The sequence below is a fragment of the Thalassobius sp. MITS945101 genome (assembly GCF_047123305.1).
GTDB lineage: Bacteria > Pseudomonadota > Alphaproteobacteria > Rhodobacterales > Rhodobacteraceae > Thalassobius.
On the sequence record NZ_CP138918.1, the window covers coordinates 2,061,094 to 2,074,625 of the forward strand.

Annotated in this window: 12 protein-coding genes and 1 pseudogene; 12 read left to right on the forward strand and 1 reads right to left on the reverse strand. The window is 58.0% G+C overall.

What is annotated here, in order from left to right; translation table 11 throughout:
* Position 1 precedes the first annotated feature (1 nt).
* The 3 genes from SIC14_RS10385 to SIC14_RS10395 all read left to right on the forward strand — a co-directional run bounded on the left by SIC14_RS10385 (position 2) and on the right by SIC14_RS10395 (position 2,843).
* Positions 2 to 1,282, forward strand: a complete 1,281-nt coding sequence (locus SIC14_RS10385) for a TRAP transporter large permease (protein WP_412565738.1) — start codon at positions 2 to 4, stop codon at positions 1,280 to 1,282.
* A gap of 119 nt (positions 1,283 to 1,401) precedes the next feature.
* Entirely contained in the window at positions 1,402 to 2,139 is a 738-nt protein-coding gene (locus tag SIC14_RS10390) for a ribonuclease activity regulator RraA (protein ID WP_412565739.1), read from the forward strand.
* Positions 2,115 to 2,843, forward strand: coding sequence for a FadR/GntR family transcriptional regulator (locus SIC14_RS10395; RefSeq protein WP_412565740.1), 729 nt, complete (start codon positions 2,115 to 2,117; stop codon positions 2,841 to 2,843). The genes SIC14_RS10390 and SIC14_RS10395 overlap by 25 nt, the downstream gene beginning before the upstream one ends.
* Positions 2,844 to 2,858: 15 nt before the next feature.
* Here the strand turns inward: SIC14_RS10395 and SIC14_RS10400 are convergent, their stop codons facing one another.
* On the reverse strand, positions 2,859 to 3,170 hold the full coding sequence (locus tag SIC14_RS10400) for a cupin domain-containing protein (protein WP_412565741.1): 312 nt from the start codon (positions 3,168 to 3,170) through the stop codon (positions 2,859 to 2,861).
* A 93-nt stretch (positions 3,171 to 3,263) separates the two neighbouring features.
* Here SIC14_RS10400 and SIC14_RS10405 point away from each other — a divergent pair, with 93 nt between their 5' ends.
* The 9 genes and pseudogenes from SIC14_RS10405 to SIC14_RS10445 all read left to right on the forward strand — a co-directional run bounded on the left by SIC14_RS10405 (position 3,264) and on the right by SIC14_RS10445 (position 13,529).
* Positions 3,264 to 4,175 carry a sugar kinase gene (locus SIC14_RS10405; RefSeq protein WP_412565742.1) on the forward strand — a complete coding sequence of 304 codons (912 nt, stop codon included), beginning with the start codon at positions 3,264 to 3,266 and terminating at the stop codon, positions 4,173 to 4,175.
* 262 nt (positions 4,176 to 4,437) lie between these two features.
* Positions 4,438 to 5,187, forward strand: coding sequence for an SDR family NAD(P)-dependent oxidoreductase (locus SIC14_RS10410; protein ID WP_412565743.1), 750 nt, complete (start codon positions 4,438 to 4,440; stop codon positions 5,185 to 5,187).
* Positions 5,188 to 5,498: 311 nt separating this feature from the next.
* Positions 5,499 to 6,506 (forward strand): Gfo/Idh/MocA family protein, encoded by a 1,008-nt coding sequence (locus SIC14_RS10415; RefSeq protein WP_412565744.1) that lies wholly within the window; start codon positions 5,499 to 5,501, stop codon positions 6,504 to 6,506.
* Complete coding sequence (locus tag SIC14_RS10420) at positions 6,503 to 8,074, forward strand: acyl CoA:acetate/3-ketoacid CoA transferase (RefSeq protein WP_412565745.1); 1,572 nt, start codon at positions 6,503 to 6,505, stop codon at positions 8,072 to 8,074. Before SIC14_RS10415 ends, SIC14_RS10420 begins: the two co-directional genes overlap by 4 nt.
* Positions 8,071 to 8,838, forward strand: a complete 768-nt coding sequence (locus SIC14_RS10425; RefSeq protein WP_412565746.1) for an enoyl-CoA hydratase/isomerase family protein — start codon at positions 8,071 to 8,073, stop codon at positions 8,836 to 8,838. The genes SIC14_RS10420 and SIC14_RS10425 overlap by 4 nt, the downstream gene beginning before the upstream one ends.
* A gap of 2 nt (positions 8,839 to 8,840) precedes the next feature.
* A pseudogene (locus SIC14_RS10430) lies at positions 8,841 to 10,360 on the forward strand (aldehyde dehydrogenase family protein).
* 44 nt (positions 10,361 to 10,404) lie between these two features.
* A complete protein-coding gene (locus SIC14_RS10435) occupies positions 10,405 to 11,655 on the forward strand; it encodes an ABC transporter substrate-binding protein (RefSeq protein ID WP_412565747.1) in 1,251 nt (416 codons plus the stop codon).
* Between the two features lie 96 nt (positions 11,656 to 11,751).
* Entirely contained in the window at positions 11,752 to 12,648 is an 897-nt protein-coding gene (locus tag SIC14_RS10440) for a carbohydrate ABC transporter permease (protein ID WP_412565748.1), read from the forward strand.
* On the forward strand, positions 12,648 to 13,529 hold the full coding sequence (locus tag SIC14_RS10445) for a carbohydrate ABC transporter permease (RefSeq protein WP_412565749.1): 882 nt from the start codon (positions 12,648 to 12,650) through the stop codon (positions 13,527 to 13,529). The genes SIC14_RS10440 and SIC14_RS10445 overlap by 1 nt, the downstream gene beginning before the upstream one ends.
* The last annotated feature ends 3 nt before the right edge of the window (positions 13,530 to 13,532 follow it).

Genomic DNA, 13,532 nt, shown 5'->3' on the forward strand with positions numbered 1-13,532 from the left:
CATGGGTTTGGCAATTCTGCTTGGTGTATTCGCCGTAAGCGTGGTGGCGGGGATCCCAGTCGCCTTTGCAATGGGGCTCTCGACGTTGAGCGCCTTCTGGTACGAAGGCTTTCCGATCCTGATCACCTTTCAGCGGACGATTTCGGGGATCTCGGTCTTTTCGCTGCTGGCCATACCGTTTTTCATCTTTGCTGGTGAGTTGATGCTGCACGGCGGGATCGCGGCGCGGCTGGTGCGGTTTGCCTCAGCACTTGTTGGCCACATTCGCGGCGGCCTGGCCTCAGTCAATATCTTCTCCTCCATGCTGTTTGGCGGTATTTCGGGGTCTGCGATTGCAGACATCTCGGCCCTTGGGTCGCTGTTGGTGCCGGTGATGAAAGAGCGTGGCTACCGCGCAGACTACGCGGTGAATGTGACCGTCACCTCCTCGATCGCCGGGATTGTGATCCCCCCCAGCCACAACATGATCATCTTTGCGGTTGCGGCAGGCGGCGGCATCTCGATCTCCAAACTGTTTTTGGCCGGAGTGCTGCCCGGGATTTTGATGTGCTCCACCTTGGCCCTTGCAGCCTATGTAATTGCACGAAAACACAAATACCCGGCCGAGCCCTTCCCCGGTTGGGGCATGGTGTTGCAGTCTGCAGTGGCGGCGGTGCCGGGGCTTGTTACAGCCATCATCATCGTGGGCGGCGTCCTGTCGGGCGTGTTTACAGTGACCGAGTCCGGCGCGTTTGGGGCGATCTATGCGTTGTTGTTGACGGCCTTTGCTTATCGCACGTTGAGCTGGGAAAAATTCGTCATTTCTGTCACCTCGGCTGTCAGAACCACCGCGATGGTGATGATCCTGATCAGTTTCGCCAGCAGCTTTGCCTATCTTCTGGCGCTCTATCAGGTGCCGGACAAACTCAGCAGCCTGTTGATTGGCGTGTCGGAAAACAAGATTGTCATCCTGCTGATGATCAACGTGATCCTGCTGATGCTGGGTATGATCATGGACATGGCGGCGCTGATCTTGATCTGTACGCCGATTTTCCTGCCCATTGCCAAATCGATCGGTATGGACCCCAACCAGTTTGGTATCATGCTTCTGGTGAACCTTGGCCTCGGACTGTGTACGCCCCCTGTTGGAACCTGCCTGTTTGTGGGCTGTGCGGTGGGCAAAATCAAAATCGAGGAAGCACTGAAATCGATCTGGCCGTTCTATCTGGCCCTTCTGCTGGCACTGATCCTTGTGACCTATGTGCCTGCCATCTCGCTCTGGCTTCCCTCGATGCTGAGATGAGATCTGCGGGGCAGTGTTCTGTTTGGAGGTTGCAAATATTTACAAATCTTTGACAGCTTAGGAACACTGCCCTAGCGTGAATATTCTAACCGGCCTTCGGGCCAGATTGTGTGGTCGAAATGAAAGACGAAACAACCTCATTGATGGCTTTGCCACCTGCCTTGAGAGCGCTGCTGATGCAGGTGAGCTGCGCGACGCTGACCACAGTGTTGTTCAAGATGGGATTAAAAAACGTCTTCCTTCAGGGGCCACAACGGCTGCGGCCCGGGCCGAATATGGTCGGCTTTGCCTACACTTTGCGCTACATTCCGGCTCGCGAGGATCTGGATCGGATCGAAGCCTTCGAGGATCAGAGCAACCCCCAGCGCAAAGGGGTAGAGGAGTGTCCCGAAGGGGCGGTTTTTGTGATTGATGCGCGCGGTGACGCGCGGGCGGCCTCTGCTGGTGCGATTCTTGCGACACGGCTGCAGCAACGGGGCTGCGCGGGTTTGGTGACCGATGGCGGCTTTCGCGACACGCCTGAAATCGCCGCCTTGGATATGCCAAGCTATCACTGCCGTCCGAGCGCGCCCACAAATCTGACCCGACACCATGCTGTGTCTATCAATGATCCAATCGCATGTGGTGAAGTGTCTGTATTTCCGGCAGATATTCTAGTAGGAGATGACGAAGGGGTGGTGTGCATCCCACGTCATCTGGCCGAGGAAGTGGCCAGCGCCGCGTATGAAATGACGGTTTTCGAAGATTTCGTCATGGAGTGTGTGCGGGATGGGGCCTCGATTTTTGGGCTTTATCCGCCAACGGATGCGGCGGAGAGAAAGAGGTTTGAAACGTGGCGACAGCGCAAAAACCGGTAGCGGGCGGGCAAGGGGCCGCTTCCAAGGAACCTAACCTGTCGGATCGTGTCTATGAAACGGTTCTTTCCAAGATCATGGAGGGGGAGTTTCCCGTTGGCAGCAAGCTTCCGACGGAACATGCGTTGTGTGAACAATTGGGCGTGTCGCGTCCGGTTCTGCGCCAGGCATTGAAGCAGCTTCGCGAAGATGATGTGATCGTGTCACGTCAGGGCTCGGGCTCTTTTGTGCGCCGCAGACCCGAAACTGCGGTGCTGGACTTTGCGCCCGTCGGCTCGATTGCGGATATTCAACGTACGTTTGAATTCCGCTCTGCCATTGAAGGCGAAGCCGCGTTTTTGGCGGCAACCCGGCGCAGTGATGCCCAGCTGGCGAAGATGAAGCAGATCCTGCTGGAACTGGATGAAATCGTGGCCAAGGGTGATCTGGGGGTGGACACCGATGAAGCCTTTCATGCCGCCATTTGTGAGGCATCGGACAACCAGTATTTTTCGGCCGCGCGTATGTCGATGAAAACAAACATCATTACGGGCCTCAACCTGACGCGGAACCTGTCGCTGACCAAACCGCATGAACGGATGCAGCTGGTGCAGGCGGAACACTATGCGATCTTTGAGGCGCTTGAGCGGATGGATGCGGATGGTGCACGCCGTGCGATGCGCCTGCATATCGACAACGCCCGGCGCCGGGTATTTGAGGGCGGCTGATATCGCCCCCTTAATTCACAGAAAGTCATCACGCCGCGGCGTGAAACAGTCGATCAACTCGCCTTCTTCTAGGCTGACCCCTGAGTGAACCGTATGGCCAGGGATCATCAGCGTGTCACCTGCGCTGACAGTTTTGGTTTCCCCCGCAATTGTGAACTCGAACTTGCTGGACAGAATGTAGGTGGCCTGCACATGGGGGTGTTCATGCGCTGGCGCGCTGGCACCTTGTTCAAAACGCACGGCAACCAGCATCATGTCTGGGGTCTGTTCCAATACACGTCGACGAATGCCTTCGCTGGCGTAGGTCCATGGGGTGGAGTCTGACATCTCGGTCTCTTTCTGTTTGAAATTTGTTAAATTTGTAAATATATGTAAATTAATTTGTGTCAAGTTGTAATGCAGCGCAAGAAGGGACGTGTGATGGCAAAACTTTTGGGGATCGGTGAATGTATGGTCGAGCTGTCGCAACTGCCGGATGGCACCCTGCGACGTGGCTTCGCGGGTGATGTGCTGAATACGCTCTGGTATGCGGCTCAGCTGACAGACGGGCGCGTGAAACCACAGTTTTTCAGCGCAGTCGGGCAGGACCGTTGTTCGCTGGATATGCTGGCGTTCATTCAGAACGCGGAAGTGGAGTGCCGTTTTGTTGCGCAGGACCCTAAACGCAGCGCCGGACTTTATATGATCCATTTGGATGGGGCAGAACGCAGCTTCAGCTACTGGCGTGAAATGTCGGCTGCACGCGGAATGCTCAATGATATGAGCCGTTTGTGGGAGGCCGTGGCACAAGCGGATCTGGTCTACCTTTCGGGCATCAGCCTGGCAATTTTACCTGCGGATCGTGTGGAGCTCTTGCTGGATGGTCTTAGATCCCACATGCCAGAGGAGGCTGTGCTGGCCTTTGATCCAAATGTCCGCCCGCGCCTTTGGGAGGATCCCGATCGGATGCGACCGGTGATAGAACGGGCGGCGCGTATGGCCGAAATTGTGCTGCCCAGTTTCGATGATGAGCGCCGTTATTTTGGCGATGCCTCTCCGGCGGCAACGATTGCCCGCTATCGCAGCGAAGCAACCCGCTGCATCGTTGTTAAAGACGGCGAAAAGCCCACGCATCTGTGGACGCCTGAGCACGCAGAAACCATTTCCGTTCCACCGGTTCTGAACCTGATCGACACCACCGCTGCCGGGGATAGTTTTAACGGGGCTTTTCTGTGCAGCTATCTGAAAGACAAAGATTTTGTTGCAGCTGTCTTGGCAGGGCAGGAGTGTTCAGCCCAGGTTGTTTCGCAGCGCGGCGCATTGGTTCCTCTTGCAGCGCCAGTCCCCGTTTGAGGTATTTGTAATGCAAATGGTAAAATTTGTAAAAATTTGCATTGATGGTGCCACCCTCCGCCGGTAGAACAGAACTGTCCCCGCGACCCATTGGTCAGGGAAGAAACTCATCGGATCTGCATTGTACCCTCGGATGGAAGGCATGCAGGTCTTCAGCACAGTGACGGACCTGCAAAGGGCCGGCTCCGCTACAGGCGGGGCGGGTGGAGTATTTGCTTGTCTTTTCCTGGCGAATTGAAACGGAGTGAAGGGAGCGTTTCGCATGAACATGCAAGGAAAAACCGCGATTGTAACAGGCGGAGGGCGCGACATTGGGCGGGCCTGCGCCATGCGTCTGGCGGCAGCAGGGGCAAATGTTGTTATCAACTACATGAATTCTAGCCTAGGCGCAGATAGCGCCGTGGAAGAGATCACAGCCGCTGGCGGCAAGGCCATTGCCTTGCAAGGCGATATGACCAAAGAGGCGGATGTAAAGGCACTGGTCGACACCACTGTTGAAACCTTCGGGCAGGTCGATAGCGTTGTGCATGTGACGGGTGGCCTGCTGGCGCGTGTCACCTTGGCGGACATGACCTTGGCGTTTTGGAACCGGGTGATGGAGTTGAATTTCACCTCCTACATGCTGGTGGCCCGCGAGTGCGCTAAACATATGACGGAAGGGGGCTCTATTGTGGCGCTCGCGTCGCAGGCCGGTCGCGACGGTGGGGGGGGGGCGGGAGCCAGCGCCTACGCAGCGTCAGAAGGGGCAGTGATGACCTTTACCCGTGGCCTGGCCAAAGAGCTGGGGCCAGATATCCGGGTGAACGCTGTATGCCCTGGTATGATCGACACTGACTTCCACAACATTCACACCAAGTCCGAAGTGCGCAGCCATGTTGCCAGCATCACACCGCTGAAGCGGGAAGGCAGTTCGGAAGATGTCGCCAATCTGGTGGTTTATCTGGCCTCTGATGATGCGGCGTTCCTGACAGGGACAAATGTGGATGTGAACGGTGGCTTGCTGTTCTCTTAAACCGTCGCTGCCAAGCTGAGGCGGGTCTCTGACAAAAGAAAGGGGCGTCCGGAAACGGGCGCCTTTTCTTATTGGAGCGGTGATCGAGGCTGCTGACTTGCCGGGTTTCTCCGGCCGCACGATTCGGGACGCGGAGCGTCTTTCGACGCTTTCGTGACACACGGGTGAAAATTTTAACCTCATAACTTCAGCACCTTATCTTCTGAGGTGCAGATCTGTGGGGAAATTCGGTTGAATATTGGAACGTTCCAATTTATCTAATTGGAACGTTCCATGGTGATGGGGCAAGACATGGTTTGAAAGGGATGGAAATGAACTGGGGACTGATCGGGGCAAGCACAATTGCGGCTGAACACATGATCGGCGCCATACGGGCGCAGTCAGGGAATGTGCCGGCCATCGTGCTTTCCAGTGATGCGGAACGGGGTGCAGCCTATGCCAAAGCCCATGATGTGGCCCGCGCCACCACGTCTTTGGAAGAGATCCTCGCAGATGACAGCGTTCGGGCGGTCTACATTTCCACTACTAATGAAAAACATCTGCCGCAGGCCCTTGCCGCGATCCGCGCGGGCAAACATGTGCTGTGTGAAAAACCCCTGGCGATGAGCGCTGGTGAGGCAGCCGAGATGGTCAAGGCGGCCAAGGCGGCGGGGGTTGTTCTGGCGACCAACCACCATTTGCGCAATGCCGGGTCACATCTGGCGATGAAGCAACTGATGGATGATGGCGCGATTGGCGACGTGTTGAGCATCCGCATTTTCCATGCGGTTCTTCTGCCGGATCACCTGCGCGGCTGGCGGTTGAACAGTGCCGCTGCAGGCGGCGGTGTGATCCCTGATATTGTGGTGCATGACGCTGACACTGTGCGTTTCTATCTGGAAGAAGACCCCGAGGCGGTCAGCGCCATCGAAAGGACCAGCGCAATGAGCGCCGGTGTAGAAGACAGTGCGATGTCGCTTTGGCAGATGCCCTCGGGCGTCCAGGTGATGACCCATGAAAGCTTCACCCACCCCTACGCCACCACCGGTTTTGAAGTGCATGGCACAGAGGGCTCGCTGCATGCGCGCAATGTGATGACGCAGCAGCCGGTGGGCCAGATCACCTTGGTGAACAAGGACGGGGCACAGCCTGTCAGCTATAGCGCGCATTCCCTTTACGAACGCTCGGTGCAGAAATTTGTCGCCGCCATAGAGGGGCAGGGCACACCTGCGGCGTCCGGCGTGGACGGGGTTAAATCACTGGCTGTTGCGGAAGCGGTGAAATCGGCGGCGCAAACTGGCCAACGCACCTTGGTCACCTACCCGGAGATGGGCAAATGAGCAAAGTCACCTCCCCAGCCGAGGCCGTTGCGCGGATCAAAGATGGTCAAGTGGTGACCGTTTCTTCCTCCTCCGGTCTCGGCTGCCCTGATCTGGTTCTGAAGGCACTTGGCGAACGGTTTGACAAAACGGGCCAGCCACAGAACTTGACCACTCTGCATCCGATTGCAGCGGGGGACATGTATGGGATCAAGGGCATCGATCATATCGCCAAGGACGGGCTTCTCAGCCGTATTTTGGCCGGCAGTTACCCCTCGGGGCCGTCCTCTAAGGAGATGCCAGAAATCTGGAAGATGGTCGTTGAAAATCGGGTGGCTGCCTACAACGTGCCCTCTGGCATCTTGTTTGATATGCACCGGGATGTCGCCGCACGCCGCCCCGGCGTTCTGACCAAAGTCGGCCTTGAGACCTTTGTGGATCCCCACCGCGAAGGCTGTGCTATGAATGCGCTGGCCGAACAGACCCCTGTTGTAAAACGGCAAGATCTGGGCGGTGAGACCTGGCTGCACTTTCCAAATATCGTGCCGGATGTGGCGATCCTGCGGGCCACCACGGCCGATGAACATGGCAACCTGACCTACGAACATGAGGGGGCCACGCTTGGCGGGCTGGAACAGGCCATTGCGGTGCGCAATCACGGAGGCCTTGTCATTGCGCAGGTGAAACGTGTCACGACCCGCGGTGCTTTGCGACCACATGATGTGCGGGTGCCAGGGCATCTGGTGGATCTTGTTGTTGTGGATCCGGATCAGAAACAGACCACGGAAACGCTGCATGATCCAGCCATCTCGGGCGAGATCCAGCGACCCCTTTCTGGTTTCTCGATCCCCGAAATGTCGGTGGAAAAGGTACTGGCACGCCGTGCCGCGATGGAGCTGAAGGCGGGGCAGACGGCCAATCTGGGGTTCGGGATCTCCGCGCAGGTGCCGCGCATCTTGCTGGAAGAAGGCCATGCAAACGCGGTGACTTGGGCGATTGAACAAGGCGCTGTTGGGGGTGTCCCGCTGACCGGTTTTGCCTTTGGCTGTGCCTCTAATGCGGATGGCTACATGCCGTCGCCACAGCAGTTCACCTATTTTCAGGGCGGTGGGTTTGACGTGTCTTTCCTCTCGTTCCTTGAGGTTGATGTCGACGGTAACGTCAATGTCTCCAAACTGGGGAAGAAACCCTATCTGACGGCTGGCTGTGGCGGCTTTGTCGACATCGTGTCCCACGCCAAGAAAATCGTGTTTTCGGGCTACTTTGAGGCTGGCGCCAAGATGCAAATCTCGGAAGCAGGGCTGACCATTGTGGAGCCGGGCAAGTTCACCAAAATGGTGCAGGCGGTGGAACATGTTACCTTTTCCGGCAAGCGCGCTTTGGAGACGGGTCAGGACGTTATCTACATCACCGAACGTTGCGTGATGCGCCTGACCGCACGAGGACTTGAAGCCTTTGAGGTTATGCCGGGCATTGATCCGGAACGCGATATTGTCGCCGCCTCAGCGGGCCGCGTGCAACTGGCCGCAGACCTCCGACCCATGGCGGCAGAATTGCTGCGTGACGCCCCAATGGGGTTGCAGCTATGAGCGCGGTTCATCTGGATATTGCGGGCCCGGTGGCGACGCTGACATTGGACAATCCGGCCAAGCTTAACGCGCTGACCCCAGAGATGTTGCACGATCTGAACGGGCATCTGAACCAGGTGGAGTCGGATCCGGCCGTGCGTGTTGTATTGTTGACCGGAAACCACCCCAAGGCGTTCTGCGTTGGCGCCGATATCAATGCCTGGGCCGCGCTCTCCCCTGCCAGTTTCGCCCGCTCTTGGGTGCGGGACGGGCACCGGATCTTTGACCGTCTGGCCCGACTGGCCAAACCAACAATTGCGGTGCTGAACGGCCACGCCTTTGGCGGCGGTCTGGAACTGGCGGCGGCCTGTGACATTCGGATGATGGCAGAGGGCGCACGGCTGGCGCTGCCCGAAGCCTCGGTGGGTGTGGTGCCCGGCTGGTCGGGGACGCAACGGCTGGCGCGTCTGCTGCCGGAACCGGTGCTGAAGGAAATGGCGCTTTTGGGCCGCCACATCGGTGCCGAACGAGCTGCCAGTCTTGGCTTTGTTGCCGAGGTTTCCGAAGATCCGATGGCCACTGCACAAGAGATTGCAGCCAATGCTGCCAACCTGTCGCCCCGGGCAACCGAAATCACCAAAAACATGATCCATGCCGGGGTGGGCGAAGACGCTGCCGCCCTGATCGAAGCCCTCGGGGGCGGGTTGATCGCTGGCTCTGACGACAAAGTCGAGGGCGTTTCCGCCTTCCGTGAAAAACGTGCTCCGCACTTCTCAGGACAATAAAGATGACTGTTCAAGATTACACATTGATTGCGGCTGCCGCGCTTCCGAAAACCGAAGTGTTGGAGGTGAAACACCTGATTGGGGGCCTCTGGATCGACAGTGCCGACGGCGCCACGTTCGAACGCCACTCTCCTGCCCATGGCACGCTGGTCTCCAGGATTGCCAAAGGTGGCACGGCCGAAGCCGAAGTGGCTGTGACAGCCGCGCGGGACGCTTTTGACAGCGGGGTTTGGTCGGATCTTTCAGGGAAAGACCGTGCAACCTTCTTGCTGCGCGTGGCCGATCTGATTGACGCCAACCGCGCCCGAATTGCCCGTCAGGAAGTGCTGGAAAGCGGCAAGCCCATTTCGCAGGCCGAGGCGGAAATTGAAGGTGCTGCGGACATCTGGCGCTATGCGGCGGCTTTGGCCCGCACCCTGCATGGCGACAGCCACAACAGCCTGGGCAAAGACATGCTGGGTGTGGTTCTGAAAGAACCCATTGGGGTTGTGTCGATCATCACACCTTGGAACTTCCCGTTTCTGATCGTCAGCCAGAAACTGCCCTTTGCGCTGGCGGCAGGCTGTACGGCTGTGGTCAAACCCTCTGAACTGACGCCCTCGACCACCGCGATTCTAGGTGAATTGCTGCTGGAGGCCGGGCTGCCTGAAGGGGTGGTGAACATCGTGCAGGGGTTTGGCGATCCTGTGGGATCGGTGCTGACGACACACCATCGGTGGACATGGTCAGCTTCACCGGCTCCACTGCGGTTGGCAAAGCGATTGAGGCCGCCGCGGCGGGCACATTGAAAAAGGTGTCGTCAGAACTGGGCGGGAAAAACCCGCAGGTTCTGTTTGCCGACGCCGATATCGATAGCGCCATCGACGCCATTGTGTTCGGCATCTTCTTCAACGCTGGCGAATGCTGCAACTCGGGATCTCGGATCATCGTGCATGAAGACATCGCCGAGGAGGTGACCGCACGGGTGGTTGCCCTCAGCCGCAAAGTGCCATTTGGGGATCCGCTGAACCCGGACACAAAGGTCGGCGCGATCATTCACAAGGGACACTTCGACAAGGTTGATGGCTATGTCCGAGCAGCTGCGGCTGCTGGCGCACAAGTTGAATTGGGCGGCGCTGCCCTGGCGGTGGAAGGGCTGGACGGCGACTTTTACGCGCCTACCATTGTCAGCAACCTAACGCCGGATATGCCCATCGCGCGTGAAGAGGTTTTTGGACCGGTTCTGGCCGTGTTGACTTTCCGCACAATGGACGAAGCGCTCTCGCTGGCAAATGGCGCCAGCTACGGGCTGTCGGCCGGGGTGTGGAGTGAAAACGTCCATACCTGCCTTGAGTTCGCGCGGCGAGTGCAGGCCGGAACCGTATGGACCAACACCTGGATGGACGGGTTCCCCGAGCTGCCCTTTGGCGGCGTCAAGGAAAGCGGTCAGGGACGAGAGCTGGGTCGTTATGGCCTCGAAGAATTTCTGGAAGTGAAGACCGTGCAAATGCGGATCGGCCGCACGCGCACACCTTGGATTTGATCCGCTGCGGCGGATCACATGTTCGCGCAATTAGGGAGGATACTATGCGTAAAACAATGATGAAACTGACCACCGCGCTGGTGGTGGCGTCCACTGCGGCCAGCATGGCACAGGCCAATGAAGTGGAGGTGCTGCATTGGTGGACCTCGGGCGGGGAAGCTTCGGCGCTGAACGTGCTGAAACAGGATCTCGAAAGCCAGGGTATCGGCTGGCAGGATATGCCGGTTGCCGGTGGTGGCGGTGAAAGTGCCATGACCGTGCTGCGCGCCCGTGTCACCGCTGGCAACCCGCCAACCGCCGTACAAATGCTGGGCTTTGACATTCTGGACTGGGCGGCGTTGGACGCTTTGGCCAACCTGAATGACCTGGCCGCTCAGGAAGGCTGGGACGACGTGGTGCCGGAAGCGCTGCAGCAGTTTGCCAAATATGATGGTAAATGGGTGTCCGCGCCGGTGAATGTGCATTCGACAAACTGGGTTTGGGCCAACAAATCGGTTCTGGATGCCAACGGCATTGCCGCCCCAACCAACTGGGAAGAGTTCGAAGCCGCCCTGACCAAACTGGCCGCTGCGGGGGTGACTCCGATCGCCCATGGTGGACAGGCCTGGCAGGACGCAACCGTGTTTGATGCGGTCTCCATGTCTACGGGTGGGCCCGACTTCTACAAGGCCGCCTTCATCGATCTGGACCAGGACACTCTGGCCTCGGACACAATGGTCGAAGCGTTCCGGCGCATGGACGTGATCCGCAGCCATGTGGACGATAACTTCTCGGGTCGGGACTGGAACCTTGCTACGGCCATGGTGATCAATGGCGAAGCCGGTTTCCAGATGATGGGCGACTGGGCCAAGGGCGAGTTTCTGAACGCGGGCAAAGTGCCGGGCGAGGACTTCCTGTGTTTCCGCTTCCCCGGCACCGCCGATCAGGTGACCTTCAACGCGGATCAGTTTGCGATGTTTGACCCGCTGGGCGACGTATCCGGTGAACAGTCTGCGCTGGCCAAAGCGATCCTGTCGCCGTCGTTTCAATCGGCCTTCAACGTGGTTAAAGGCTCGGTTCCGGCACGGACCGATGTCAGCGACGAAGCCTTTGATGCCTGTGGCAAACAAGGCATGAAAGACCTGGCTGCAGCGGCTGCTTCTGGCAACCTCTATGGCTCAATGGCGCATGGTCACGCCGCTCCGGCAGCTGTCAAGAACGCGATCTATGACGTGGTGACGGCGCATTTCAATGGCGAATATGACGCCGAGACCGCTGCTCAGGAACTGGCCGACGCCGTGTCGATTGCGCAGTAACTGGCAGCTTGCCTGACGGCTTGACCCTGTGGTCGGGCGCGCTCCACCGCGCCCGACCAACCCCTAAAAGATCCCTCACATTAAAGGAGTTCCGCCATGGCCGGACATGCCCGGGATGCGGATTTCAAAACCCGACTACAACATTGGATCCCCAAGCTGGTGCTTTCACCTTCGCTGACGCTGATCCTGGTGTTTGTTTACGGGTTCATCCTGTTCTCTGTTTACCTCAGTTTCACCGACAGCCGGATCCTGCCCACGTTCGGTTGGGTTGGGTTTGAAAACTACGAAAAACTGTTCCGGCTGCGGCATTGGGACATTGCGGTTAACAACCTGATCGTCTTTGCCGTGCTCTATATCGCGATCTGTACCCTGATTGGCCTGTTGCTGGCGATCCTGCTGGACCAGAAGATCCGTGGCGAAGGCCTGTTGCGCCCGATTTTCCTCTATCCGATGGCGCTGAGCTTTATCGTGACCGGCACCGCCTGGAAGTGGTTTCTGGACCCTGGCATTGGTCTGGAACACACCATGCACCTGTGGGGCTGGGAGAGTTTCAGCTTTGATTGGATCAAGAACCGGGACTTTGCCATCTACACCGTGGTTTTGGCCGCCGTCTGGCAATCCAGCGGATTTGTTATGGCAATGTTCCTTGCCGGGCTGCGCGGGATCGACAACGAAATCCTGAAAGCGGCGCAGATGGACGGGGCCTCAAATTGGAACCTTTACCGGCGGATCATCATCCCGCAGCTGCGTCCTGCCTTTCTGTCGGCCTTTGTGATCCTCAGCCATCTGGCGATCAAATCCTACGATCTGATCATTGCCCTGACCGGCGGCGGTCCCGGCCGTGCCACTGAGGTGCCTGCCACCTTTATGTATTCCTACACCTTTACCCGAAACCAAATGGGCATCGGGGCCAGCTCTGCCGTGATCATGCTGCTGACAATTGTCGCCATCATGGTGCCTTACCTCTACTCCGAACTGCGGGAGAAAAAGTGATGGCCATTGCCTCTTCTGATACCGCGATCCGCACCAGCCGTGTCACACGTACGCTGATCTATCTGGTGTTGCTGCTCTTCGCCCTGTTCTACCTGCTGCCCTTTGCAATCATGGTTCTGAACTCTCTGAAACCTCTGTCCGAAATCACCGGCGGCAACATGATGGCCCTGCCGCAGGAATGGACCTTTGCCCCTTGGGCCAAGGCCTGGGCCACGGCACAGATCGGTGTCGACCCAACCGGGTTGAAACCCTACTTCTGGAACTCCATCAAGATGGTGGTGCCGGCGGTGGCGCTCTCGACCATCTTGGGGGCGCTCAACGGCTATGTGCTGACCAAATGGCGCTTCCGGGGTGACACGCTGTTGTTTGGCCTGATGCTGTTTGCCTGCTTCATTCCGTTCCAGATCGTGCTGATCCCGATGGCGCGCATGTTGGGCCTGGCCGGGTTGGCGGGGTCGACCCCGGGGCTGGTGTTGGTGCATGTTGTATACGGTCTGGGATTCACCACGCTCTACTTCAAGAACTACTATCAGGTCTTCCCGACCGAGCTGATCCGCGCCGCGCAGATCGACGGCGCCGGTTTCTTCCGCATCTTCTGGCGTATCCTGCTGCCGTCTTCTGGACCGATCATCGTGGTCTCTGTGATCTGGCAGTTCACCAACATCTGGAACGACTTCCTGTTCGGGGCGTCCTTTGCAGATCTGGACAGCCAGCCAATGACCGTCGCCCTTAACAATCTGGTGCAAAGTTCAACCGGTGTGAAGGAATACAATGTTCACTTCGCCGGAGCGATCCTCGCTGCTCTGCCCACGCTTCTCGTTTACATCGTCGCTGGCCGCTACTTCGTGCGCGGACTGATGGCGGGCTCTGTCAAAGGATAAGAC